Source organism: Streptomyces sp. NPDC089424, from assembly GCF_044749345.1.
Classification (GTDB): Bacteria; Actinomycetota; Actinomycetes; order Streptomycetales; family Streptomycetaceae; genus Streptomyces.
Window position 1 is genome coordinate 1 of record NZ_JBIVHU010000002.1, and the last position, 20,918, is coordinate 20,918.

17 protein-coding genes are annotated in these 20,918 nt (G+C 71.8%); 1 reads left to right on the forward strand and 16 read right to left on the reverse strand.

The features are described from left to right. The 4 genes from ACIP2X_RS07655 to ACIP2X_RS07670 form a co-directional block, all read right to left on the reverse strand. Window positions 1-1,685 (reverse strand): type I polyketide synthase (locus ACIP2X_RS07655; RefSeq protein ID WP_401672227.1); only part of this gene is annotated, 1,685 nt, incomplete at its 3' end. A gap of 240 nt (window positions 1,686-1,925) precedes the next feature. Beyond that, entirely contained in the window at window positions 1,926-2,666 is a 741-nt protein-coding gene (locus ACIP2X_RS07660; RefSeq protein ID WP_401668955.1) for a thioesterase II family protein, read from the reverse strand. Next, entirely contained in the window at window positions 2,663-3,913 is a 1,251-nt protein-coding gene (locus ACIP2X_RS07665; protein WP_401668957.1) for a cytochrome P450, read from the reverse strand. The genes ACIP2X_RS07660 and ACIP2X_RS07665 overlap by 4 nt, the downstream gene beginning before the upstream one ends. Further along, the gene (locus tag ACIP2X_RS07670; RefSeq protein ID WP_401668959.1) at window positions 3,910-4,131 is read right to left on the reverse strand and encodes a phosphopantetheine-binding protein; all 222 of its coding nucleotides are present in this window, start codon (window positions 4,129-4,131) and stop codon (window positions 3,910-3,912) included. Before ACIP2X_RS07670 ends, ACIP2X_RS07665 begins: the two co-directional genes overlap by 4 nt. A gap of 472 nt (window positions 4,132-4,603) precedes the next feature. On the opposite strand from ACIP2X_RS07670, the gene ACIP2X_RS07675 reads away from it, so the two are divergent. Further along, complete coding sequence (locus tag ACIP2X_RS07675) at window positions 4,604-7,762, forward strand: BTAD domain-containing putative transcriptional regulator (RefSeq protein WP_401668962.1); 3,159 nt, start codon at window positions 4,604-4,606, stop codon at window positions 7,760-7,762. On the opposite strand, the gene ACIP2X_RS07680 is transcribed toward ACIP2X_RS07675, so the two are convergent. From ACIP2X_RS07680 to ACIP2X_RS07735, 12 genes are all read right to left on the reverse strand, one after another. Continuing rightward, the gene (locus ACIP2X_RS07680) at window positions 7,746-8,507 is read right to left on the reverse strand and encodes an ABC transporter permease (RefSeq protein ID WP_401668965.1); all 762 of its coding nucleotides are present in this window, start codon (window positions 8,505-8,507) and stop codon (window positions 7,746-7,748) included. The two genes, ACIP2X_RS07675 and ACIP2X_RS07680, sit on opposite strands and share 17 nt — an antisense overlap. After that, window positions 8,504-9,466: an ATP-binding cassette domain-containing protein gene (locus ACIP2X_RS07685; RefSeq protein WP_401668967.1), complete on the reverse strand. Its 963-nt coding sequence runs from the start codon at window positions 9,464-9,466 to the stop codon at window positions 8,504-8,506. The genes ACIP2X_RS07680 and ACIP2X_RS07685 overlap by 4 nt, the downstream gene beginning before the upstream one ends. A gap of 94 nt (window positions 9,467-9,560) precedes the next feature. Next, complete coding sequence (locus ACIP2X_RS07690; RefSeq protein ID WP_401668969.1) at window positions 9,561-10,412, reverse strand: PhzF family phenazine biosynthesis protein; 852 nt, start codon at window positions 10,410-10,412, stop codon at window positions 9,561-9,563. Then, window positions 10,409-10,708: a DUF1330 domain-containing protein gene (locus ACIP2X_RS07695; RefSeq protein WP_401668972.1), complete on the reverse strand. Its 300-nt coding sequence runs from the start codon at window positions 10,706-10,708 to the stop codon at window positions 10,409-10,411. Before ACIP2X_RS07695 ends, ACIP2X_RS07690 begins: the two co-directional genes overlap by 4 nt. A 71-nt stretch (window positions 10,709-10,779) precedes the next feature. Next, complete coding sequence (locus tag ACIP2X_RS07700) at window positions 10,780-11,769, reverse strand: ornithine cyclodeaminase family protein (RefSeq protein ID WP_401668975.1); 990 nt, start codon at window positions 11,767-11,769, stop codon at window positions 10,780-10,782. Next, window positions 11,757-12,383 (reverse strand): prephenate dehydratase domain-containing protein, encoded by a 627-nt coding sequence (locus tag ACIP2X_RS07705; protein ID WP_401668977.1) that lies wholly within the window; start codon window positions 12,381-12,383, stop codon window positions 11,757-11,759. The genes ACIP2X_RS07700 and ACIP2X_RS07705 overlap by 13 nt, the downstream gene beginning before the upstream one ends. Continuing rightward, entirely contained in the window at window positions 12,380-13,414 is a 1,035-nt protein-coding gene (locus ACIP2X_RS07710; protein WP_401668979.1) for an aminotransferase class IV, read from the reverse strand. The genes ACIP2X_RS07705 and ACIP2X_RS07710 overlap by 4 nt, the downstream gene beginning before the upstream one ends. Next, window positions 13,411-14,838, reverse strand: coding sequence for a phenylacetate--CoA ligase family protein (locus tag ACIP2X_RS07715; protein ID WP_401668982.1), 1,428 nt, complete (start codon window positions 14,836-14,838; stop codon window positions 13,411-13,413). Before ACIP2X_RS07715 ends, ACIP2X_RS07710 begins: the two co-directional genes overlap by 4 nt. Before the next feature lie 10 nt (window positions 14,839-14,848). Next, entirely contained in the window at window positions 14,849-15,145 is a 297-nt protein-coding gene (locus tag ACIP2X_RS07720) for a Dabb family protein (protein ID WP_401668984.1), read from the reverse strand. A gap of 64 nt (window positions 15,146-15,209) precedes the next feature. Beyond that, complete coding sequence (locus ACIP2X_RS07725; RefSeq protein ID WP_401668987.1) at window positions 15,210-16,232, reverse strand: threonine/serine dehydratase; 1,023 nt, start codon at window positions 16,230-16,232, stop codon at window positions 15,210-15,212. A 67-nt stretch (window positions 16,233-16,299) separates the two neighbouring features. Further along, window positions 16,300-17,022, reverse strand: a complete 723-nt coding sequence (locus ACIP2X_RS07730) for a thioesterase II family protein (protein ID WP_401668989.1) — start codon at window positions 17,020-17,022, stop codon at window positions 16,300-16,302. A 79-nt stretch (window positions 17,023-17,101) separates the two neighbouring features. Further along, window positions 17,102-20,914, reverse strand: a complete 3,813-nt coding sequence (locus ACIP2X_RS07735) for an amino acid adenylation domain-containing protein (RefSeq protein ID WP_401668992.1) — start codon at window positions 20,912-20,914, stop codon at window positions 17,102-17,104. Window positions 20,915-20,918 lie beyond the last annotated feature (4 nt).

Genomic DNA, 20,918 nt, shown 5'->3' on the forward strand with positions numbered 1-20,918 from the left:
GCCGCCGCACACGCCGTCAGATGCCCGGCGAACACCGGGCTGGACGCCATGAGTTCCACACCCATACCGGCCCACTGCGAACCCTGCCCGGGAAAGACGAAGACCGTCCTGCCCCGCTGAGCCGCCGCTATACCGGTGACGACCTGCGGCGACGACTCACCCGCCGCAAGCGCCGTCAAAGCGCCCCGGAAATCGGCCGGTTCACGGCCCACCACCACCGCCCGGTGGTCGAACACCGACCGGGCAACCGCCAGCGCATGGCCGACCTCCGCGGGCGGCAGCCCGGGGTGGCGGTCGAGGTGCTCCAGCAGACGGGCCGCCTGCTCCCCCAGCGCGGCCGGCGACTTCCCCGACACCAGCCACGGCACCGTCCCGTCCGTCACCACCTTCGGCTCCGGCACCGCGTCGGCGGTGCTCTCGCCGGGTTTCCATTCGCGCAGCACGACGTGGCAGTTGGTGCCGCCCATGCCGAAGGAGCTGGTGCCGGCGATCAGGGGGCGGTCGGGGTGGGGCCAGTCGGTGAGGTTCTGCTGGACGCGCAGCCGCAGCTCGTCGAAGGCGATGTCGGGGTTGGGTGTCTCGAAGTTGAGGCTGGGCGGCAGCTCGCGGTGCCAGATGCTGAGGGCCGTCTTGAGCAGGCCGACGATGCCCGCGGCGCCCTCCAGGTGGCCGATGTTGGTCTTCGCGGACCCCACGCGCAGCGGGGAGTCCGCGGGGCGTCCGGTGCCGAGCGCGGAGCCCAGGGCGGCCGCCTCGACGGGATCGCCCACGCGGGTGCCGGTGCCGTGCAACTCGACGTACTGGACGTCCTCGGGTCGGGTGCCGGCGCGCTCGTGGGCGCGGCGGATGACCTCTTCCTGGGCGCGGGCGCTGGGCACGGTGAGGCCGGGTGTGGCGCCGTCGTTGTTGACGGCGCTGCCCTCGATCACGCAGTAGATCCGGTCGCCGTCGGCGACCGCCCGGGACAGGGTCTTCAGGGCCAGGTAGGCGCCGCCCTCGCCGCGGACGTAGCCGTTGGCCCGGGCGTCGAAGGTCTTGCACAGTCCGTCCGGCGACAGGCCGCCGAACTTGGTCGAGCCGATGGTGCTCTCCGGGGTGATGGCGAGGTTGACGCCGCCCGCGAGCGCGAGGGTGCACTCTCCGGCGCGCAGGCTCTCCGCCGCCAGGTGCACCGAGACCAGCCCCGAGGACTGGGCCGCGTCGACGGCGAGGCTGGGGCCGTTCAGGCCGAGCGTGTAGGAGAGGCGGTTGGCGATGATGCTGCGGTGGAGCCCGGTGACGGAGTGGCGGTCGATGCGCCGGGTGCCGTGCTTGTAGAGCCGGATCGCGTAGTCGTCCCACATGGCGCCCACGAAGACGCCCGTCCGGGTCCCGGCGAGGTGCGCGGGGACGATGCCGGCGTCTTCCAGGGCCTCCCAGCCGAGTTCCAGCATCAGACGCTGCTGGGGGTCCGTCATCGCGGCTTCGTTCGGGGCGATCCCGAAGAAGTCGGCGTCGAAGCCGGCGATGTCGGCCAGGTAGCCGCCGCGGGTGGTGATGATCCGGCCGGGGGCCGTGGTGTCGGGGGCGAGCAGCCGGTGTGCGTCCCAGCGGTCGGCCGGGACGTCGGTGATGCCGCTCCTGCCGTCGCGCAGCAGTTCCCAGAAGGCCCGGGGGCTGCCGGCTTCGGGCAGGCGGCACGACATGCCCACGATGGCGACGGGCTCGCGAGCGGGCTCCTGCGGCCCGTGCGCCCGCGCCTCGCCGACGGCGCGTCGCGAGTAGGACCGGAACGTGTCGACGTCCTGCACCAGGACCTCCCCCAACGGTTGCTTAGAAGAACAGGTGTGGCTGCGGGTATCCGCGGTCGAGCGGTTCGTGAAAGGCGTGGTGACCGCGGGCGGGACCGGGCGGACGTGCCGGTGTCCGAAGGCCGCGGGCTGCTGTCACCGCCAGGAGGACAACTGCCTGCGCAGGTCGTCCGGCGCGTTCATGAAGTCGTAGTGGCCGCCGTCGAGGACCCGGAACTCGACCGCGTCCGCGTACTGACGCCACCCCATCAGTGCGTCGAGGCTCACGTCGGGGTCGTCCCGCCAGTGCAGTACGACGATGGGGCAGTCCACCTTGGCCGGCCGCTGCCGCCGGTAGGCGCCCGCGGCGGCGTGGTCGCGGCGCAGCACCAGCATGCCCATGTCGATCATGTCCGGCCGCGGCTCGATGCCCCGGCCGCGCAGGAACGATTCCAGTTCGGCACGGAGTTCGGGTTCGCTCATGGTGAGCATCCGGTCGCGTGAGGCGTCGTGCGGGGCGGGCTGGCCGGACACGAAGAGGCGGTCCGGGCCGGGCAGGCCGCGTTCGGCGAGCCGCAGGACGGTCTCGTAGGCGGGCAGCGCGCCCGCGCAGTGCCCGAAGAACGCGTACGGCCGGTCGAGCGCCGGTTCCAGCGGTTCGACCAGGCTGTCGGCGAGGGCCTCGTAGGTGCCGTAGTGGGGGTGGCCCAGCCGGTTTTCGCGGCCGGGGAACTGCACGGGGCAGATCTCGGCGTCGTCGATCGCGGCGGGCCAGGCGCTGAACGCGGAGGCCCCGGACCCGGAGAAGGGGAAGCAGAAGATCCGGCCCGGGTGGGCGGCGGACGGCGGCCGGACGAACCACGGCGAGACGGTGGTGGCGGTGGAGCCGGAAGTCATGGCGTGTGCCGTTTCTCGGCGACGATGGGCAGGTGGGTCATTCCGGCGATGAAGTACGACCGCAGATGCTGCGGTTCGCCGGCCGGCTCGATCGATCCGAACCGCTGGAGCAGTTCCTCGAAGAAGACGCGCAGGGTCAGCCGGGCCAGCGGCGCCCCGATGCAGAAGTGCGGCCCGAACCCGAACGCGACCTGGCGTTTGGCGTTGTCCCGGGTGATGTCGAAGACGTGCGGGTCGGGGAAGCGGGACGCGTCCCGGTTGGCCGACCCGATCCACGCGACGACCGCCCCGCGGGCCGGGATCGTGCCTCCGGCGATCTGGACGTCGTGCACGGCGTAGCGCATGAAGTTGCAGGCGGCCGATGTCCAGCGCAGCCCTTCCTCGACCAGGTTCGGGATCAGTGACGGGTCGGCCTGCGCCTTCTCGAACTGTTCGGGCCGCTCGATGAGAGCCTGCACGGTGCCCGACACGGTGTGCGGTGTCGTCACGTTGGCGCCCAGCAGAATGCTGTAGCCGTCGAGGGCGATCTCCTCGTCGGTCAGCGGTGCGCCTCCCGGGCGGACGCTCATGAGGTGGGCGAGCAGGCTGTCGTCCTCGCCTCCGGCCGCGCGCCGCCGTTTGACCCACTCGGTGACATAGGTGACCAGTTCGTGGTGGGAGATGGCGAGCGTCGCCGCTTCGCTGCCCTGCTGGAAGTGCGGGTCCGCGGGGGCGGTCACCATCGCGGTCAGCTGGACGAGTTCCTCCCAGTCCTTCTCCGGGATGCCAAGGAGCGGGCCGGTGACGAGCGCGGGCAGGAGCAGCGCCCGCTCGGCCAGGTCGAACGTGCCGCCGTCGAGCGCCGGTTCGAGGAAGCGCCCGACCGAGCGCCGGATGGAGTCCTCCCAGGACTTCACGGCCCGCGCGGTGAGCTGGGTGCCGATCGGCCTGCGGACCTCGGTGTGCCGCGGCGGGTCGGTGGAGGTCAGCAGAACGCCCGCCGCGACGTCGTCGGTTCCCAGGTGGGTGGGGACCGTGCCGCGCTCGGAGGTGAACTCCCGGTGGTCGCCGAGTACCCGGCAGACGTCGTCGTAGCGGGTGACGGACCAGAACTCCCGGCCGTCCGGCAGGACTTGGTGGTGCAGGGGCGCCTTCTGCCGCAGCACGTCCCAGACCGGGTGCGGATCGCCCGAGGTGTAGAGGTCCAGATCGAACAGGTCGATGCGGTCGAGGTCGATGTCGCGCGCGGGCCCCGGCGTCAGCCTCACGTCACCGCCCTGCCCTTCTCGATCAGCCCGGCGACCCGGGCCGGGGTCTGCGCCAGGTAGAAGTCGCGCACGGAGAGCTGGACGCCGTAGTCCCGGGCCACCCGGTCGATGATCTTGATGCCGGTCAGCGAGTTGCCGCCGAGGGCGAAGAAGTCGTCGTCCGCTCCGACCTCGCGGCCGTCGAGGTACTCCCCCCACATCTGCGAGATCTCCCGCACGAGTGACACCGGCGCGCCCGCGGACGCGTCCTGTCGTTCTGCTGCCTCGTCCCGTCCAGTTCGCTCGTGGACCTGTGACGACGATTCCATTGCCCGTTTTCCTTTCTCCGCCGGCCAAAAGTGCCCGCCCCGTCATGACCGCCCTGGTCCCCCGGGCCGTCACCACCGTCATGGCCACCGGGTCCTGTGCGCTGTCCCGCCGGCGAGACAGATCCAGGGGACGGCCGGACGAGTCTTTCGTGACGCGCTTGCGTCCGGCACGTGGTGACGGGGTGCGGCGCTCGTCGGCCGGATGGGGTTGAGGGCGGAGCGCCGGATCTGCATGCCGGCCCCGCCCGCGGCCCTGTGGCCGTTGTCCGGCGGCCGGCCCGGCAGCGGTTTTCCGGGGCCCTGCGCGGCATCGCCGCCCTCAAGCGGAACCGGCCGTGTCCGCCCTTGCGCGGCCGGCGAAGGCCCGTGGCAATATCAGCGGGTGCAGATCGCGATGCTGGGTCCATTGGAGGTACGCACGGACGCCAGTGGACTGGTCGACGTGCCGGGCGCGCGGCTGCGCGGGCTTCTGGTCGCCCTCGCGCTCAGAGCGGGCCGGGTGGTACCGAAGGCGTCGCTCATCGACTGGATCTGGGGGGAGAACCCTCCCACCGACGCGACGAACGCCCTGCAGCGCCTGGTGTCCCGGCTGCGCAAGGCGCTGCCCTACGGGGTGATCGAGGGCCATACCGACGGCTACCGGCTGACGGTGGATGCCGACGCCGTCGACGCCGTGCGCTTCGAGCGCCTCGTCGTCGCGGGGCAGGCCCGCACCGAGGACGCCGCCCGGCGGGCCCGGCTGCTGCGCGAGGCCCTCGAACTGTGGCGTGGTGCGGCCATGCAGGACGTCGGCCTCCAGGACAGCGTCGCGTTCGACACCGCGGTCGGCCGGCTCGACGGGCTGCGCCTGACCGCCATGGAGGAGCGGTTCGACGCGGAGATCACCCTCGGGCGCGGTGCGGAGCTGGTCACGGAACTGACCGATCTGGTGGCCGCGCACCCGCTGCGGGAACGGTTCGTCGCGGCGCTGATGCGCGCCCTTGTCGCGGCAGGCAACGCCGGTGAGGCGCTCCTCGTGTACGAGCGCGTGAAAGAGGCCCTGGCGGACGCTCTGGGCGCCGACCCCTCGCCGGAGCTGGCCGCGCTGCACGTCGCGCTGCTGCGGGGCGAGCTGGGCACGCGTGAGCAGAGCCGCAGGACCAACCTGCGTGCCGAGCTGACCAGCTTCATCGGCAAGGACGCCGATGTCGCCGCGGTCCGCGCGCTCATCGCCGAGCACCGGCTCACCACGGTGATCGGGCCGGGCGGCGCGGGCAAGACGCGGCTGGCCACGGAGACCGCGCGGACGCTGCTCGGCGAACTGCCGGACGGGGCCTGGCTGGTGGAGCTGGCCGCCGTCGGCACGGACGGTGACGTGGCCGACGTGGCGCAGGCGACGCTCGCCGGCCTCGGCCTGCGGGACGCCCTGCTCGGCGGATCCCCGAACGTGGAGCTGGCGGACCGGCTCATCGCCGCGATCCGCGAGCGGGAGGCGCTGCTGATCCTGGACAACTGCGAGCACGTGGTCGAGTCCGCGGCAGTCTTCGCCCACCGGGTGCTCGGTGAGTGCCGGCGGCTGCGGATCCTGGCGACGAGCCGGGAACCGCTCGGCATCACCGGGGAGGCGCTGTGGCAGGCCGAGCCGCTGGCCCTGCCGGAGCGGGGCGCGGGCCCGCGCGAGATCGAGTCGGCGCCCGCCGTGCGGCTGTTGCGGGACCGGGCCCGGACGGTGCGCCAGGATCTCGCGTCCGACGACGCCACGCTGGCCACGATGGAGCGTGTCTGCCGGACCCTCGACGGGATGCCGCTGGCGATCGAACTGGCCGCGGCCCGGCTGCGCACCATGTCCGTCGACCAGCTCGCCCACCGGCTCGACGACCGGTTCCGCCTGCTGACCAGCGGCAGCCGCACCGCGTTGCCGCGGCACAAGACGCTGCGCGCGCTGGTCGACTGGAGCTGGGAGCTGCTCACCGACGCCGAGCGGCTGGTCCTGCGCCGGCTCTCGGTGTTCTCCGGCGGAGCGGGCCTGGAGGCCGCCGAACGGGTCTGCGGGGGTGCGGAGGTCGAGCCGGACCAGGTCCTTGAGCTGCTCACCTCGCTGACCGAGAAGTCGCTGCTGCGCGCCGACGGCGACGGCGACGGCGGCCCGCGTTTCCGCATGATCGGCACGATCAGGGAGTACGCGCGGCAGCGGCTCGCGGAGGCGGGTGAGGCGGAGCGGGCCCGGCACGCGCACCTTGAGCACTTCACCGAGCTGGCCGAGACCGCGGATCCGCATCTGCGCCGGGGCGAGCAGCTGACGTGGCTGGCCATGCTGGAGGCCGAGCACGACAACATCGGTGCGGCGATGCGCGGCGCGCTCACGGCGGGCGAGGCGCAGGCGGCGATGCGGCTCGCGGCGGGCGCCGGCTGGTACTGGTGGCTCGGCGGGCACCGGACCGAGGGCCTGGAGCTGATCACCGCGGCCGGCCGGCTGCCCGGCGAGGTGGCCGACGAGGTGCGGGCCGTGATGTACGCGCTGGTCGTGCACTTCCTGAGTTCCGGTCCCGGCGACGAGCACCAAGTCGCGGAGTATGTGCACCAGGCGTACCGGTTCAGCCGGAACAGCCGCAGCGGCCATCCGCTGATGGGGTTCATCGCCCCGTTGAAACGCATGCTGGAGGGGCCTCACGCGTTCCTGCCCGCGTTCGAGCCGCTGCTCGACCACCCGGATCCCTGGACGCGTGCGCTGGCCCGGCTGCAACTGGGCAAGATGCGGGTCATGCTCGGCCAGGGCGGGCGGGACGTGGACACGCACCTGGAGCAGGCGCTCGCCGAGTTCCGGGCGCTCGGGGAGCGGTTCGGGATCTCGTTCGCCCTGACCGAGCTGGCGGACCGGATAGCGGTGCGCGGCGAGTTCGCCGCCGCGTGCGCGCACTACGAGCAGGCGATCGCGGTGGTCACCGAGGTCGGTGCCATCGAGGACATCATCCAGATGCGGTCGCGGCAGGCGCAGTTGTACTGGCTGCTCGGCGACGAGGACGCCAGCGCGGCCGCCGTCGCCGAGGCGCAGCGGTTCGCGAAGGGGGTCGCCTGGCCGGGCGCGCTGGCCGTGCTGGCCCTGTCGAAGGCGGAACTCGCCCGCTGGGGCGGCCGTCCCGAGGAGGCACGCCGGCAACTCGGTGCCGCGACGGCCCTGCTGGGCGCCGAGGCGGGGCAGGCGACCATCCGCGCGGTGACGCACGATCTGCTCGGGTATCTCGCCGACGACCTCGGCGAGGCGCGGGCGCACCACGCGGCGGCCTGCGCCGCGGCGTCGGAGGCGGGACACGCGCCGCTGATCGCACGGACGCTCGTCGGGGTCGCGGATCTGGCGCTGCGCCGCGACCAGCCCGAGCAGGCCTCCCGGCTGCTCGCCGCGAGTACCGGTGTGCGCGGACTGCCCGACCGCTCCCACACGGATGTGGCCCGCATCGAGCGGACAGCCCGTCGCCGCCTCGGCGACACGGGGTTCGTCGAGGCGGCGCGGGAGGGGACGCGAACGGGCTGGTCTCAGCTGGCCGAGGTCACGCTCGCTTCTTGAACGTGGAGACCGCCCACACGTAGCCGAGGACGGTGAACCCGGCGCACCACACGACGGCCGTGACGGCGTCGCCGGTGGACGCGCCGCCCATGAGCAGGCCGCGCAGGGTCTCGATGATCGGGGTGAAGGGCTGGTATTCCACGAACTGCCGCACGCCGGTGCCCATCGTGTCCGCGGGCACGAAGGCGCTGCTCAGGAATGGCAGCATGATCAGCGGTACGGCGGCCATGCCGGCGCCCGCCGCAGTCTTGGCGGACAGGCCCATGGCGACGATGAGCCAGCTGGCCGCGAAGCTGACCAGGGTGATCAGGCCGAACGCGCCGAGCCAGCCGGCGGCGCTCGCGCTCGGGTCGAAGCCCATGGCGAAGGCCACTCCGACGATGACCGCGCAGGCCACCACACAGCGCACGGTGGTGATGACGACGTGTCCGGTCAGCATGGCTCCGCGTGAGACGTCCATCGTCTTGAAGCGGTTGATGATGCCCTTGGTCATGTCGTCGTTCACGGCCGTCGCGGTGGCGCCCATGCCGTAGCTGATGGTCATCACGAGCAGACCCGGCGTCGCGTAGTCGATGTAGTCGACGCCGACGTCGAACCCGCCGCCGAACACCCCGACGAAGATGAGCATCATCACGATCGGGAACAGGATCGCGTTGAACACCGTGACGGGGTTCCGCGTGGTGTGCTTCAGGTTGCGGCGCAGCATGATGGCCGAGTCGGCCAGTGCCGTCGAGACAGCGCTCACTGCGAGATCGCCTCCTTGCTGGTGTCCTTGCTGGTGTCCTTGCCCGAGCGGTCGGTCAGGGCGAGGAAGACGTCGTCGAGGTCGGGGGTGTGCACGGTCAGTTCGTCCGCCTCGATGCCGACCGAGTCCAGCCAGTCGAGGATGGACCGCAGCTCGCGCTGGGTGCCGTCGCTGGGGATCTGCACCGACAGCGTCTCGTCGTCCGTGGTGACGTCGCGCAGCGCGGCGGCGGCGGAGCGGTAGCTGCCCGCCTCGGTGAAGCGCAGCCGCACGTAGCCACCGGGGACGAGTCGCTTGAGTTCCTCGGCGGTCCCCTCGGCGACGAACTTGCCCTCGCTCAGCACCGCGATGCGGTCGGCGAGTTCGTCGGCCTCCTCCAGGTACTGGGTGGTGAGGAAGATGGTGGTGCCCTCGGCGACCAGCTCGCGGACGATGCCCCACATCGTGCGCCGGCTGCGCGGGTCCAGACCCGTCGTCGGCTCGTCCAGGAAGATGATCTCCGGGCTGCCGACCAGCGTCATCGCCAGGTCCAGCTTGCGGCGCATACCGCCGGAGTAGGTGGCCGCCATCTTGTCCGCCGACTCCACCAGGTCGAAGCGCTCGAGCAGCCGCGTGACCAGTTCGTCGCCGGAGCGGACCCGCTTGAGGGCCGCCATCATCTGCAGGTTCTCGCGGCCCGTGAGCAGGTCGTCCACCGCGGCGAACTGACCGGTCACGCCGATCGCGGCGCGCACCTGCTTGGTCGCGGTCGCCACGTCGTGGCCGGCGACGTGCACCGTTCCCGCATCGGCCTTCAGCAACGTCGCAAGGACGTTCACCGTCGTCGTCTTGCCGGCACCGTTGGGGCCGAGCAGGGAGAAGATCGATCCTGCGGCGACATCGAAGCCGATGCCGTCGAGGACGGTCTTGTCCCCGTACGCCTTCCGCAGCCCGGAAACTGCAATCGCTGTCCGTCTCATGCCACCACAGTCGCGGCCGGCCCTGTCACGCACCTGTCACCCCTCTGACATGACCGCTGACATGAGCGCTGACACGGCCGGCGAGCCGCCGCTCTCACGCCTCAAGGGTGCCGCGGACGCAGGTCACGCTCGCGCCGCCGACCCAGATGTCCTGGCCCTGTGCCTCCACGGTGAGCACGCCCTGCCGTCCCAGGCGCGCTCCCTGGCCGACCCGGAAGCCGCGCGGGGCGCTCCCGTCGCCGATGAGCCATTGCGCGAGCCCCGCGGTGAGGCTTCCGGTGACGGGGTCCTCGCGCACACCCTGGGGCAGCGCGAAGGCCCGGACCTCGAACTGCTCGGGCGAGCCGTCGGGGTAGGCGCCGACCACGCCGAGTGTCAGGTCGCGCATGTGCTGCTCGTCCGGCTCCAGGGCCAGCACCTCCTGGGCCGAGGCGAGTTGTACGGCGGCCCAGCCGGGCCCGTTGTCGACCCATTGGTGTCCGACGATCCGTGCGCGGTCGACGCGCAGGCCACGGGCGATGCGGTCCAGGTGCGCGTCGTCCAGGGGGCCGCTGCGGCGCAGGGCGGGGGCCAGGAAGGCCGGCCCGTCGTCGCGGAGCCGCACCTGTACCAGCCCCAGGCCGCAGCTCTGTGTCAGCTGCCCGGGCTTCTTCGGGGTGCCGCCGGCCTCCAGCCAGGCATGCGCGGAACCCAGCGTGGGGTGACCTGCGAAGGGGATCTCACCGCCCGGTGTGAAGATCCGCAGCCCGTAGTCGGCGTCGTCGCAGGGGGGCGGGACGACGAACGTCGTCTCGGACAGGTTGGTCCAGCGCGCGATCCGGGCCATGTCCTGGTCGCGGATCCCGTCGCCGTCCAGGACGACGGCGACGGGATTGCCGCGGTAGGGGACCTCTGTGAACACGTCGACCTGCGCGAAGGCACGCCGGCGGCGGGACGGCGGTGTCATGCGCCCTCGCCCTCGCCCTCGATCAGGACCAGGTCCATGTGCGTGCCGTCACGGAGCGGGAGAATGGCCTGGTACTCGGGCGAGGTGTACCAGCGGCGGGCGTGCTCGGCCGTGGGGAACCCCATCACCGACATGTGCGCGGGATGCCAGTCGCCCTCCAGCACCTCGAACTCCCCACCGCGGATCACGAATCCCCCGCCGTAGAGACGAAGCGTGTCCAGCACCTTCGCGCGGTACTCGGCCATGCGCCGCTCGTCGCCGATGACTCCGACGTTGCCGATCAGTAGTGCTGTCATGCGATGTCCTCTTCCGGTGTCCTCTTTCATGGGTTTCATGGGCTTCGTGGGCTTCATGGGTTCCATGGGGTTCAGCAGGTGAAGTCGGCCTCGGTGCCGATGCGGAGGCGCCGTGCGGCACGGACGACGGCGAATCCGGAGGCGACGTCCTGTGCGGCCATGCCCAGCGACTTGTAGAGCGTGCGCTCGGCGGGGCCCGTACGTCCCGGGTGCTTGCCCAGCAGCACCTCGCCGATCTCGGTCAGCGGACGGTCGGCGGGCACCAGACCCTCCTCGACGGGCGCCGCGATCTCGGAGGACTCGCGCAGGGCTCCTTCCCTGCTGTCCACGAAGACCGTGCAGGAGGCCACCGCGCCCGCGTCGAGCTCGCGCTTGCCCGGGACGGAGGAGCCGACGGCGTTGATGTGCACGCCGGGTGCCAGGTCCGCCGCCCGGACCACGGGTTCGGCCGTGTCGATCGTCGTGCACACCAGGTCGGCGCCGCGCAGCGCGTCCGCGGGCGTGGCCACCTGCTCGACGTCGACACGGGCCTGCGTGCGCGCCCATGCCACGAACTCCTCGGCGCGTGCGCGGCCCCGGTTCCACAGCCGCACCCTGCGCAGCGGCCGGATCTCGCGCAGCGCGAGCAGATGGCTGCGTGCCTGGGTGCCGGCCCCGATCAGGGCCAGGTCGCCGGCGTCCGGGGCGGCCAGGGCCTCGGTCGCCACGGCGGAGGCCGCGGCCGTACGCAGCGCGGTCACGGCCGCACCGTCGATCAGGGCCATCGGCTGGGCGGTCTCGGGGTCGAACACCACCACCAGGCCCACATGGGTCGGCAGGCCGCGCGCGTGGTTGCCGGGCGCGTGCAGCACCGCCTTCATGCCGTAGCCCGTGCCGGATTCGCCGACGACGTGGCACGGCATGGCGGCGAACAGCGAGGCGTCACGGCCGGATCCGAGCACCGTGCGCACCGGCTGGACGACGTCGCCCGCGCTGTAGCGGCGCATGACCTCGGCCACCACCCGGTGCGCCTGCGCCACCGGCAGCGCCTGTCGTACCTGGTCCCCGTTCAGGAGTAGCACGGGACGGGCTCCTTCTCGTGGGCGTGCGCCGTGCCGCTGAACACCGACCAGACCATGCGGATGGGCCGGGTCTTGGAAATGAACTCCAGGCCGTGCAACCGCGCGGCCGGCATGGTGGTCAGCGCGAGATCGGAGGTCCCGTCCACGACGGCTCGGGCGGCGGCGCTGGTGGAGTCGTGGTGGATCACCTTGTACGTGGCGTGCGGGTCCGGCAGCAGCTGCGCGATGATCGGCTCGGGCGAGGGGTGGCTCGCGATGATCGGCACGTCGGGCACGGGTCCGGCTCCGCGGCGCATGGCGATGCCGTACAGCGGGGTGTCCATCACGAACACCCCGGCCAGCTCGACGGCCGGGTCCATGTAGAACTGGTAGATGCCCTTGTAGGCGTTGGCCACGACGATGTGGGACACCTCGCGGGCGCGCAGCGCCTCTCCGGCCTCCTCGTAGGTGTCGAACAGCCGGATGTCGGCGGGCGGCCCTTCGGGTCCGGTCATCTGGACGGCGTACCGCTTCGACGCCACTTCGCTGCTCGTTCCGGGCGGACCGAGGGTGCCGACGGCCACGGGATGGTCGGAGCCGGAGCGCGGGAGAGAGATGAGATCGGACGGCTTCATCCGTCTGTCCTTTCGCTGAGCGTGGAAGGGTGGTGGGGCTGGTGGAACTCCGTGACGGCGGTGAGCCATCGCGGGCGGTCCGCGGCCCGGTCCTGGCCCGTCGTGGCCGTGCGGTACAGGGCGGCCACGCGGGCCGCGACCGGTCCTGCCGTGCCGCTGCCGACGGCGCGGCCGGACAGCTCGATGACGGAGGCCACTTCCTTGCCGGTCGAGGTGAGGAACACCTCGTCGGCGGTGTAGAGGTCCACGGGGGTGAGGGGGTGCTCCAGGACCGTCGTCCCTGCCTCACGGCACAGGGTGATCACGGTGTCCCGAGTGATGCCGGGCAGCAGGTCGCCGGTGGCCGGCGGGGTGACGAGGACGCCGTCGCGCACCGCGAACACGTTCGCGGTGGTCGCTTCGGCGACGTTGCCCGACCGGTCCAGGAGGATGGCATCGTCGTATCCGGCCGCGCGCGCCTCGTCGCAGGCGAGGGCGCTGGTCACATAGCCACCGGCGATCTTCGCCTGGACGGGGAGCGCGTCGCGCGACGGACGCCGCCACGCGCTGAGGGCGCAGCGCACCTCCTGGACGTCACCGGCCGTCGGATACCCGAACGTGGTGAGGGACAGCGCGTCGGACACCCCGGCCAGGCAGACCCCGGGCGGTGTGCCCGGCAGCAGCGAGAGCTTGTGCGCCACGGGACGCACATAGACGTCTCCGTCGTGGGCGTTCCTGCGCATCAGCTCGACGGTGATGTCGACGAGTTCCTCGACCGTCGAGGGAATTCCCGTGATGCGCAGCATCCGGCAGCCGCGCAGCAGGCGCGCGTAGTGCTCGTGCGCCCGGAACAGCTGGAGCCCGCCGTGTGAGCGGTAGGCGCGGATTCCCTCGAACACCGCGGTCCCGTAGTGCAGGCCCTGTGTGGAGAGCGGCAGCCGCGGAGCGTGCGCCGGGACGAACTCGCCGCGGTCGTAGGCCCATGTCCCGAGTCCGAGCTTCGGCGGCCGCTGCGCGGAGGAGGTGTCCACGAGGGACGGGGCGGCCGTCATGCCCGGGCCCCGGCGATCCGCTCGGCCGAGCGGTTCTCGACCGAGGCCTCGGCCCGCGGGTCGCGGAGGTCCACCACGCGCGCGGCCTTCCAGCTGACCATGGCTCCGGTGCTGGTGATGGGACCGGGGTCGCCGAAGCCCACGCTGAACGCGGTGTCCAGCTCCTCGCGGCAGTCCGCGACGGCCTGTTCGACGGCGGAGTGCCGGTTGTGGTCCGGGTCGGCGTTCAGGGTCAGCGACAGCAGGTCCCTGCCCGCGTCGTCGCAGGACACGGTGATCTGGTAGTCGAGGTAGCCGCGGAAGTGACGCAGCAGCAGGTTCTCCAGGTCGTACCCGTTGACGAGGTGTCCGTTGAGCCGGAGCCGGTCGCGGACCCGTCCGACGGCCTCCAGCGACGGCGCCGGCACGGCGGCGCCGGGGCCGGCCTCTGTCATGCGCACCATGTCCCCGGTGCGGTAGCGGACGAGGGGCTTCGCACCGGTGTAGAGGTTCGTGACGACGAGTTCGCCGTAGCGCACCCCGTCGGGGCCGGGTGCCACGGGCTCGCCGGTGGCGGGGTCGATCACCTCGTAGAGGTTGATCAGCGGTGCGGTGCGCAGTGTCCCGTCGGAGGTGGCCGCCGCGAGGACGGAGGCTTCCTGCGACGCGTAGAGGCAGTTGTGCACCTGGGCACCCCAGAGGTCGCCGATGTTGTCGCGCAGGCTGGGCGACATCAGCTCGCCGGTGAGCATGAGCACGTCGAGGGAGAAGTCCCGCCGGGGGTCGAGGCCCGCCTCGACCGCCTTGCGGGCCAGCCGCAGGGCCATGCCCGGGGTACAGAAGAGCCCGGTCAGCGGCAGCAGCCGCATGACCTCCAGGGCGCGGTCGAATCCGATCACCGGCGAGTGCGGCCACAGCTTGGCCACCGCGTGCCCCAGGTTGCGGCACACGTCCCCGAAGGTGTCCCCGGTGGCGTGCAGTTCGGTGGGGCCGGAGATGCCGATGACCTGGCTGTCCCCGTGCGCCGCGAGGATGTCGCGGTAGTAGGAGGTGAGCACTGTGTTGTTGTGGATGGAGTCCCCGTTGGTGCGGGGGCACGGGGTGGGCCTGCCCGTGGTGCCGGTGGTCTCGTAGAAGGTCCAGGCGGCGGAGACGGGGAGCGAGAGCAGGTCGAACTGGGCCTGCTGGAGATCCGCCTTGGTGGTGAAGGGCAGGCTCCGGATGTCGTCGCTGCGCAGTGCGGACAGTGCCTCGTCGGAGATCCCGGCCAGCCTGTCCCGGTAGAACGGGGACCTGGCGCGGACATAGGCGAGCACCTCGCGCAGCTTGGCGGTCTGATGCCTTTCCAGCTCGCCGGCCGACCATTTTCCCGCGCCGAACTCGTCGAACCGTCCGCGCAACTCGTCGGTGAGCGCCGCGGATTCCGGGTCGTATTGCGTGAACACCCATCCTCCTTCAGAGGTCTTCCAGGTCGGCGACGACCCAGTCGGATATCGCCCGCCACTTCTGCACGGACTCCTGGTGATATTCGTTGGCCTGGTACTTCTCCAGTGCGGCGAGATCCGGCAGGACCCCGATCACGGCGAAGTCGTAGGAGATGTCCCGGTCGACGGTGTTCCAGCCCACCCGCCAGTCGAGGAGTTCCGGAACGTTGTCACCGACTCCCCGGGCGAGCTCCTCGGCCTCGGTCACGGAGGGAGCGGAGCGCTCGATGCCGTCCTTGAGCTTGAAAAGAACAATGTGCGTGATCACGATTGCCTTTCGTGCAGCATGTCGGCCGGTTTTCCGGCGCAGGGACGGGAATGCCGCCGCGGATTCACACAGCCCGGTGGCCCAGAAGGGATGCCACGAGGCCGGTGTCGACGTTGCCGCCCGAGACCAGCACCCCGATGTCCCGGGCGCGGCCCCCGGCGGCGAGGCGCAGCGCGCCGGCCACGGCGGTGGCGGCGGCGGGCTCGATGACCAGCCGGGCGTGGACGAGGACCATGCGCAGCGCTTCGGCGATGGCGCCCTCCTCGATCGTGAAGACATCGGCGACGCGGTCGTGGGCCAGGTCGTAGGGGAGCCGGCCGATGCGGTCGGGGCGCAGTCCGTCGGCGATGGTGGGCCCGGCGTCCACGGTGACCGGGCCCCCGGCCCGCAGGGCCGCGCTCAGGGCGGGCACGGCACCGGGCTCGGCGCCGTAGACGTCGATGTCCTGACCGGTGGTGGCCAGGCAGGCACCGGCCAGCGCGCTGCCGCCGCCCACGGGCAGGACCATCGCGTCCAGGTGCCCGTCGGCCGCCTGCACCTGGTGCAGCAGGTCCACGGTGGCGGTGGCCTGGCCGGCCACCACGTCCGGGTTCTGGTAGGGGTCGATCTCGTCCAGGCCGCGGGTGCGCTTCAGTTCCTCGACCACCGCGATCCGCTCGGCCAGGGTGGTGCCCGCCTGGAGCACCTGGGCGCCGATGTCCTTGATGCGCCGCACCTTGGCCGCGGCGGCGTCGACGGGCAGCACCAGCACGGCCGGAAGGCCGTGCTGGGCGGCGGCGAGCGCCACCGCTATGGCGTGGTTGCCGGTGGACTGCGCCACCACGCCGCGGCTGCCGGCCGCCACCAGCCGGTCCAGGGCCAGGAGCGCTCCGCGCATCTTGAACGAGCCGCCGCGCTGGAGGTTCTCCGCCTTCAGCCACAGCCGGGCGCCGGCCGCCCGGTCCAGTTCCTCGCTGCGTACGACGGGCGTCTGCACCACCCGGCCGGCGAGGCGCCGGCGGGCGTCGTGCACCCCTTCGCGGCTCAGCAGCGACGACGGCGCGGCGACGACCTCGGCCACAGCCACGGCATGCGCGCTGATCGACATGATGTGTCTCCGTTTCTTCCGCGCGTTCGAGGTGCCTTCGAGATTCCTTCGTGGCGGCGTGCGGACGTTAGCGACCGCCGCTGGATTCCGCCTCGATCACGTCCAGCACCTGCGCGCCGAGGTCGACCAGGTACATGTGGTCCCCCGGGAACTCCGCATAGCTGAACTCGCCCGACGTGGTCGCCTCCCGCCACTGCCGCGCCTCATGCGCGGTGACCAGGCCGTCGCAGGCGCCTCGCAGCGAGCAGATCGGCACCGACACCGGTACGTCGGTGCTCGGGACGTAGTTCTCGTGCATCTCGCAGTCGGCCTGGAGCACGGGGAGAATCAGTTCCCGCATCTCCGGGTGGTCCAGCGCCTCGTGCCGGAACCCCGCGAACTCCTCGACCCGGGTGAGGAATTCCTCGTCCGGCAGCCCCGCCGCGCGCCGCTCGCGCTGCGTCCACGGCCCCGGCGACCCGCTGACGACCAGCCGCTCGACCTGCACGCCGCGCGCGCTCAGCAGGTGCACCAGTTCGTACGCGAGCACCGCGCCCAGGCTGTGCCCGAACAGCACGGTCCGCGCCCCTTCGCCGAGGTCCGCGACGATGTCGTCGATCGAGCCCTTGGCCGCCTCGACGACATTGCGGTACGGCGTCTCCAGGATCCGCCGTTCCCTGCCGGGCAGTTCGACCGCGCTCACGCGCCACCGGTCGCCTGCCAGCTCCCGCCACGGGTGGAAGAACGAGGGACCGGCTCCCGCGAACGGCACGCACAGCAGCGTGGCCCGGTCCCCTTGTTTCGTGGACATGCCGGGTTCTGTCACCCCGACCAACCCCAATCGTCCGTGTGATGGTGCGTCGAACCGGTTCCGGGAGATCGCCGGCCGGTCATCGCGACAGCTCCGCCAGCTTGCGGTTGATGACCGCCATGACGTCGGCCACGGCCGCGGGCATGTTCATCTCGTGGTGGGTGGCACGCACCTCGTGCACCTCGATGGAGCCGAGGACGTAGGGCCGCCACAGATGCGCGTACGACTGCTCCTGGAGCGTCGCGCTGAAGAAGATCACGTCGCCGCGGTAGACCGGCGACTCGAAATCCATCATGAGCGTCGTGTTGTTGGCGAGGACCCTCGCCATGGCGTCCAGGAAGTCCTGCCGGTTGTCGGTGCCGATGTACTGGCCGAAGAACTCCTCCAGTTCGGCCCGGTAGTCCGCCGGTGTCTTGCCGGCGTGGATCTCGGTGAACCCGTGCCCGCCCGGCTGGGAGTCCAGGATCGCCACGAAGGCGATCTCGTGGCCGCGCCGGTCGAGTGCCTCCGCGACGGCCTGCACGACCGTGCCGCCGTAGGACCAGCCGATCAGGTGGAAGGGCCCTTCGGGCTGGATCCTCAGCATCTCGGTGACGTAGTCCTCGACCATCTCCTCCACCGACCCGGCCAGCTTGTCCACGCCGTCGGAGCCGCGGGCCTGGAGCGCGTAGGCGGGCCAGTCCGGCACGTACGCCGCGAAGCTGAAGTACGTCCAGCCGAGGCCGCCTCCGCCGTGGAAGAACCACAGCGGCAAGTTGCCCGTACCGGGATCGGTGTTCAGCGGCAGCACGACCGAGAGCGAGTCGGAGGCCTCCGCGGGGGTGGCGACGAGCAGCAGCGCGGCCAGCTCGCCCGCCGTGGGGAACTTGATGATCGTCCTGAGGGGCATGTCGATGCCGTACTCGTCGCGGATGCGGGCGCTGAGCCGGGTGGCCAGCAGCGAGTGCCCGCCGAGGGCGAAGAAGTCCTCGTCGACACCGACCCGCTCCAGGCCCAGCAGTTCGGCGAAGAGGCCGCACATCTTCGCTTCGTGGGCGTTGAGCGGGGCCCGGCCGGTCTCGGTGTGCGTGTCCTCGGCCGGCAGCGCCGCGCGGTCGAGTTTGCCGTTCGGGGTCAGCGGGACCTCCGCGAGCGCGATCAGCGTGGCGGGCACCATGTAGTCCGGCAGGCTCCCCCGCAGGAACCCGGGCAGTTCGTCGAGCAGCGCCTGGACACCGCCGTCGGCCTGCGCGGCCTTCGGCCCGGGCATCACATAGCCCACGATGCGCTTGTCGCCGTCCTGGTTCTCGCGCACCACGGCCGCCGCCTGCGCCACGCCGGGATGCCCGGTCAGCGCGTGCTCGATCTCCCCCAGCTCGATCCGGTAACCCCGGATCTTCACCTGGAAGTCGGTGCGCTCGAGGTACTCCAGCTGACCGTTGCGGTCCCAGCGCACCAGGTCGCCGGTGCGGTACATCCGCGTACCGGCCGGGCCGAACGGGCACGGCACGAACCGCTCCGCGCTCAGGCCCGGCCGGCCCTGGTAGCCGCGGGCCATGCCGGCGCCGGCGATGTACAGCTCGCCCGGCACGCCGCGCGGGACGGGGTGCAGCCGCGCGTCGAGCACGTACACCTGGAAGTTGCCCATCGGCCGCCCGATCGGCGCGCCCTGGCCCGGCCGTACGCGCGCCTCGGTGCACCAGGTCACCGTCTCGGTCGGGCCGTACATGTTGAACACCTCGGCGGCCTGCTGCGCCAGGGTCTCGGCCAGGCGGACCGGCACGGCCTCCGCGCCGATGATGATCCGCAGGTCCTTCGCCGCGTGCGGGTCGTGCATCAGCAGCATCTGGAAGAAGGCGGGCGTGGCCTGCACCACGGTGACCTCGTGGCGGCGCATCAGCTCCAGCACGGCCGCCGGGTCGGTGACGGTGTCCTTGTCCGCCACCACCATGGCCGCGCCGGAGATGAACGGCTGGTACAGCTCGGTGTTGGCCATGTCGAACGCCACGGTGGTGCTGAACAGCACCCGGTCCTCGGCCGACAGCGGGAACCGCCGCTGGTTCGTGGCGAGGTAGTTCGCCACCGCGCCGCGCGGGATCGCGACGCCCTTCGGCTTCCCCGTCGACCCCGACGTGTAGATCACGTACTGGATGTTCTCCGGGCGGACGGTCACCTCCGGCGCCGTCTTCGGGTACTGCGGCCAGTTCGCGCCGGCCAGCGTCTCGGCGTCGAGCACCAGCAGCGGATCGGCGTGCTCGAGGATGTAGTCGATCCGGGAGCGCGGGTGGTCCGGATCGATCGGGACGTAGGCTCCGCCGGCCTTGAGGACCGCGAGCAGCGCCACCACCAGGTTCACGGTCCGGGGCAGGCACACGGCGACCCGCGACTCCGCCCGCACGCCGCGCTCGGCCAGCCAGTGCGCCAGCTGGTTCGACCGCGTTTCCAGCTGCCGGTAGGTGAGGGACTCCTCCGCGCCGATGACGGCGGTGGCCTGCGGTGTCGCCAGGACCTGCCGGCGCACCGCCTCCACCAGCTCCAGGGTCGGCTCGGCGGTGTCGTTCACCTCCACCAGGAGGTGGTGCCGCTCGGCCGCGCCCAGCACGTCGACGTCCCCGACGCGCATGCCGGGATCGGCGACCAGCTGCTCCAGGACCCGCGCGAAGCGGGCGGCGACGGCCTCGGCCGTCTCCCGGTCGAACACGTCGGTCGCGTAGGAGAGGTCGCCCCGCAGCACTCCCGCGTCGTCCAGGGCCAGGTTGAAGAACAGGTCGACCTTGGAGATCGCCGGGACGGTCTGCTCGACCTCCAGGGTCAGTCCCGCGAGTTCGAGGTCCGGCCGCGCGTAGTTCTGCAGGCCGAGCATCACCTGGAACAGCGGCTGGTAGGCCGCGGAGCGTTCGGGGTTGACCGCCTCGACCAGCGTGTCGAACGGCACGTCCTGGTGCTCGTACGCCGCCAGCGACTTGTCGCGCACCCGGGCGAGCAGGTCGGTGAACGACGGGTCGCCGGAAAGGTCCACGCGCAGCACCTGGGTGTTGACGAAGAACCCGACCAGATCGGCCAGGGCCTCGTCGGTGCGCCCGGCGATCGAGCTGCCGATCGTCACGTCGTCGCCGCCGCCGAGCTTGCGCAGCAGCACCGCCAGCGCGGCGTGCAGGACCATCGACAGGGTCGCCCCGCGCTCGTCGGACAGCTTGCGCAGCCCGGCCGACACCTGCGGCTCCACGGTGAAGCCGACCGTGGCACCGTGTCCGCTCGCCTGGGCGGGACGCGGACGGTCCAGCGGCAGGTTCAGCGGCTGCGGCACCCCGGCCAGTTCCTCGCGCCAGTACGCCACCTGCCGCGCGGCGAGGCTGTCCGGGTCCGCCACGTCACCCAGCAGCTCGCGCTGCCACATCGTGTAGTCCTTGTACTGGACCGGCAGCGGCTGCCACCCCGGCGCCCGGCCGTCGCGCCGGGCGGTGTAGGCCTCGGCGAGGTCCCGTACCAGGGGGGCGCCCGAACTGCCGTCCGTGGCGATGTGGTGGATGACCAGGACCAGGACGTGTTCCTCGGGCGAGCAGCGCAGCAGGCGCACCTGCACGGGGACTTCGGCCGTCAGGTCGAAGCGGTACGCGAAGGCCTTCTCGACCGCGCCCGGCACGTCCTCGGGCGCCACCTCGACGACCGTGACCTCCGGCGCGGCCTGCGCCGTCGGGACGATCCGCTGGTACAACTCACCGTCGTCGCCGGTCCCGTAGACGGTGCGCAGGATCTCGTGCCGGTCGACCACGTCGCGGATCGCCGCGGCCAGGGCGTCCGGGTCCAGGGAGCCGGTCAGCCGGAAGGCGGCCGGCATGTTCCAGTTCTCCGACCCGCCTTCGAGCTGGTGCAGAATCCACATACGGCGTTGTGCGTATGACAGTGGAATCATCGCT

Coding starts and splice junctions, on each gene's coding strand:
- ACIP2X_RS07705 (WP_401668977.1), bottom strand. CDS start 12,383: ATGAAGCCGTCCGATCTCATCTCTCTCCCGCGCTCCGGCTCCGACCAT.
- ACIP2X_RS07695 (WP_401668972.1), bottom strand. CDS start 10,708: ATGACAGCACTACTGATCGGCAACGTCGGAGTCATCGGCGACGAGCGG.
- ACIP2X_RS07730 (WP_401668989.1), bottom strand. CDS start 17,022: ATGTCCACGAAACAAGGGGACCGGGCCACGCTGCTGTGCGTGCCGTTC.
- ACIP2X_RS07660 (WP_401668955.1), bottom strand. CDS start 2,666: ATGACTTCCGGCTCCACCGCCACCACCGTCTCGCCGTGGTTCGTCCGG.
- ACIP2X_RS07725 (WP_401668987.1), bottom strand. CDS start 16,232: ATGTCGATCAGCGCGCATGCCGTGGCTGTGGCCGAGGTCGTCGCCGCG.
- ACIP2X_RS07735 (WP_401668992.1), bottom strand. CDS start 20,914: ATGATTCCACTGTCATACGCACAACGCCGTATGTGGATTCTGCACCAG.
- ACIP2X_RS07710 (WP_401668979.1), bottom strand. CDS start 13,414: ATGACGGCCGCCCCGTCCCTCGTGGACACCTCCTCCGCGCAGCGGCCG.
- ACIP2X_RS07685 (WP_401668967.1), bottom strand. CDS start 9,466: ATGAGACGGACAGCGATTGCAGTTTCCGGGCTGCGGAAGGCGTACGGG.
- ACIP2X_RS07690 (WP_401668969.1), bottom strand. CDS start 10,412: ATGACACCGCCGTCCCGCCGCCGGCGTGCCTTCGCGCAGGTCGACGTG.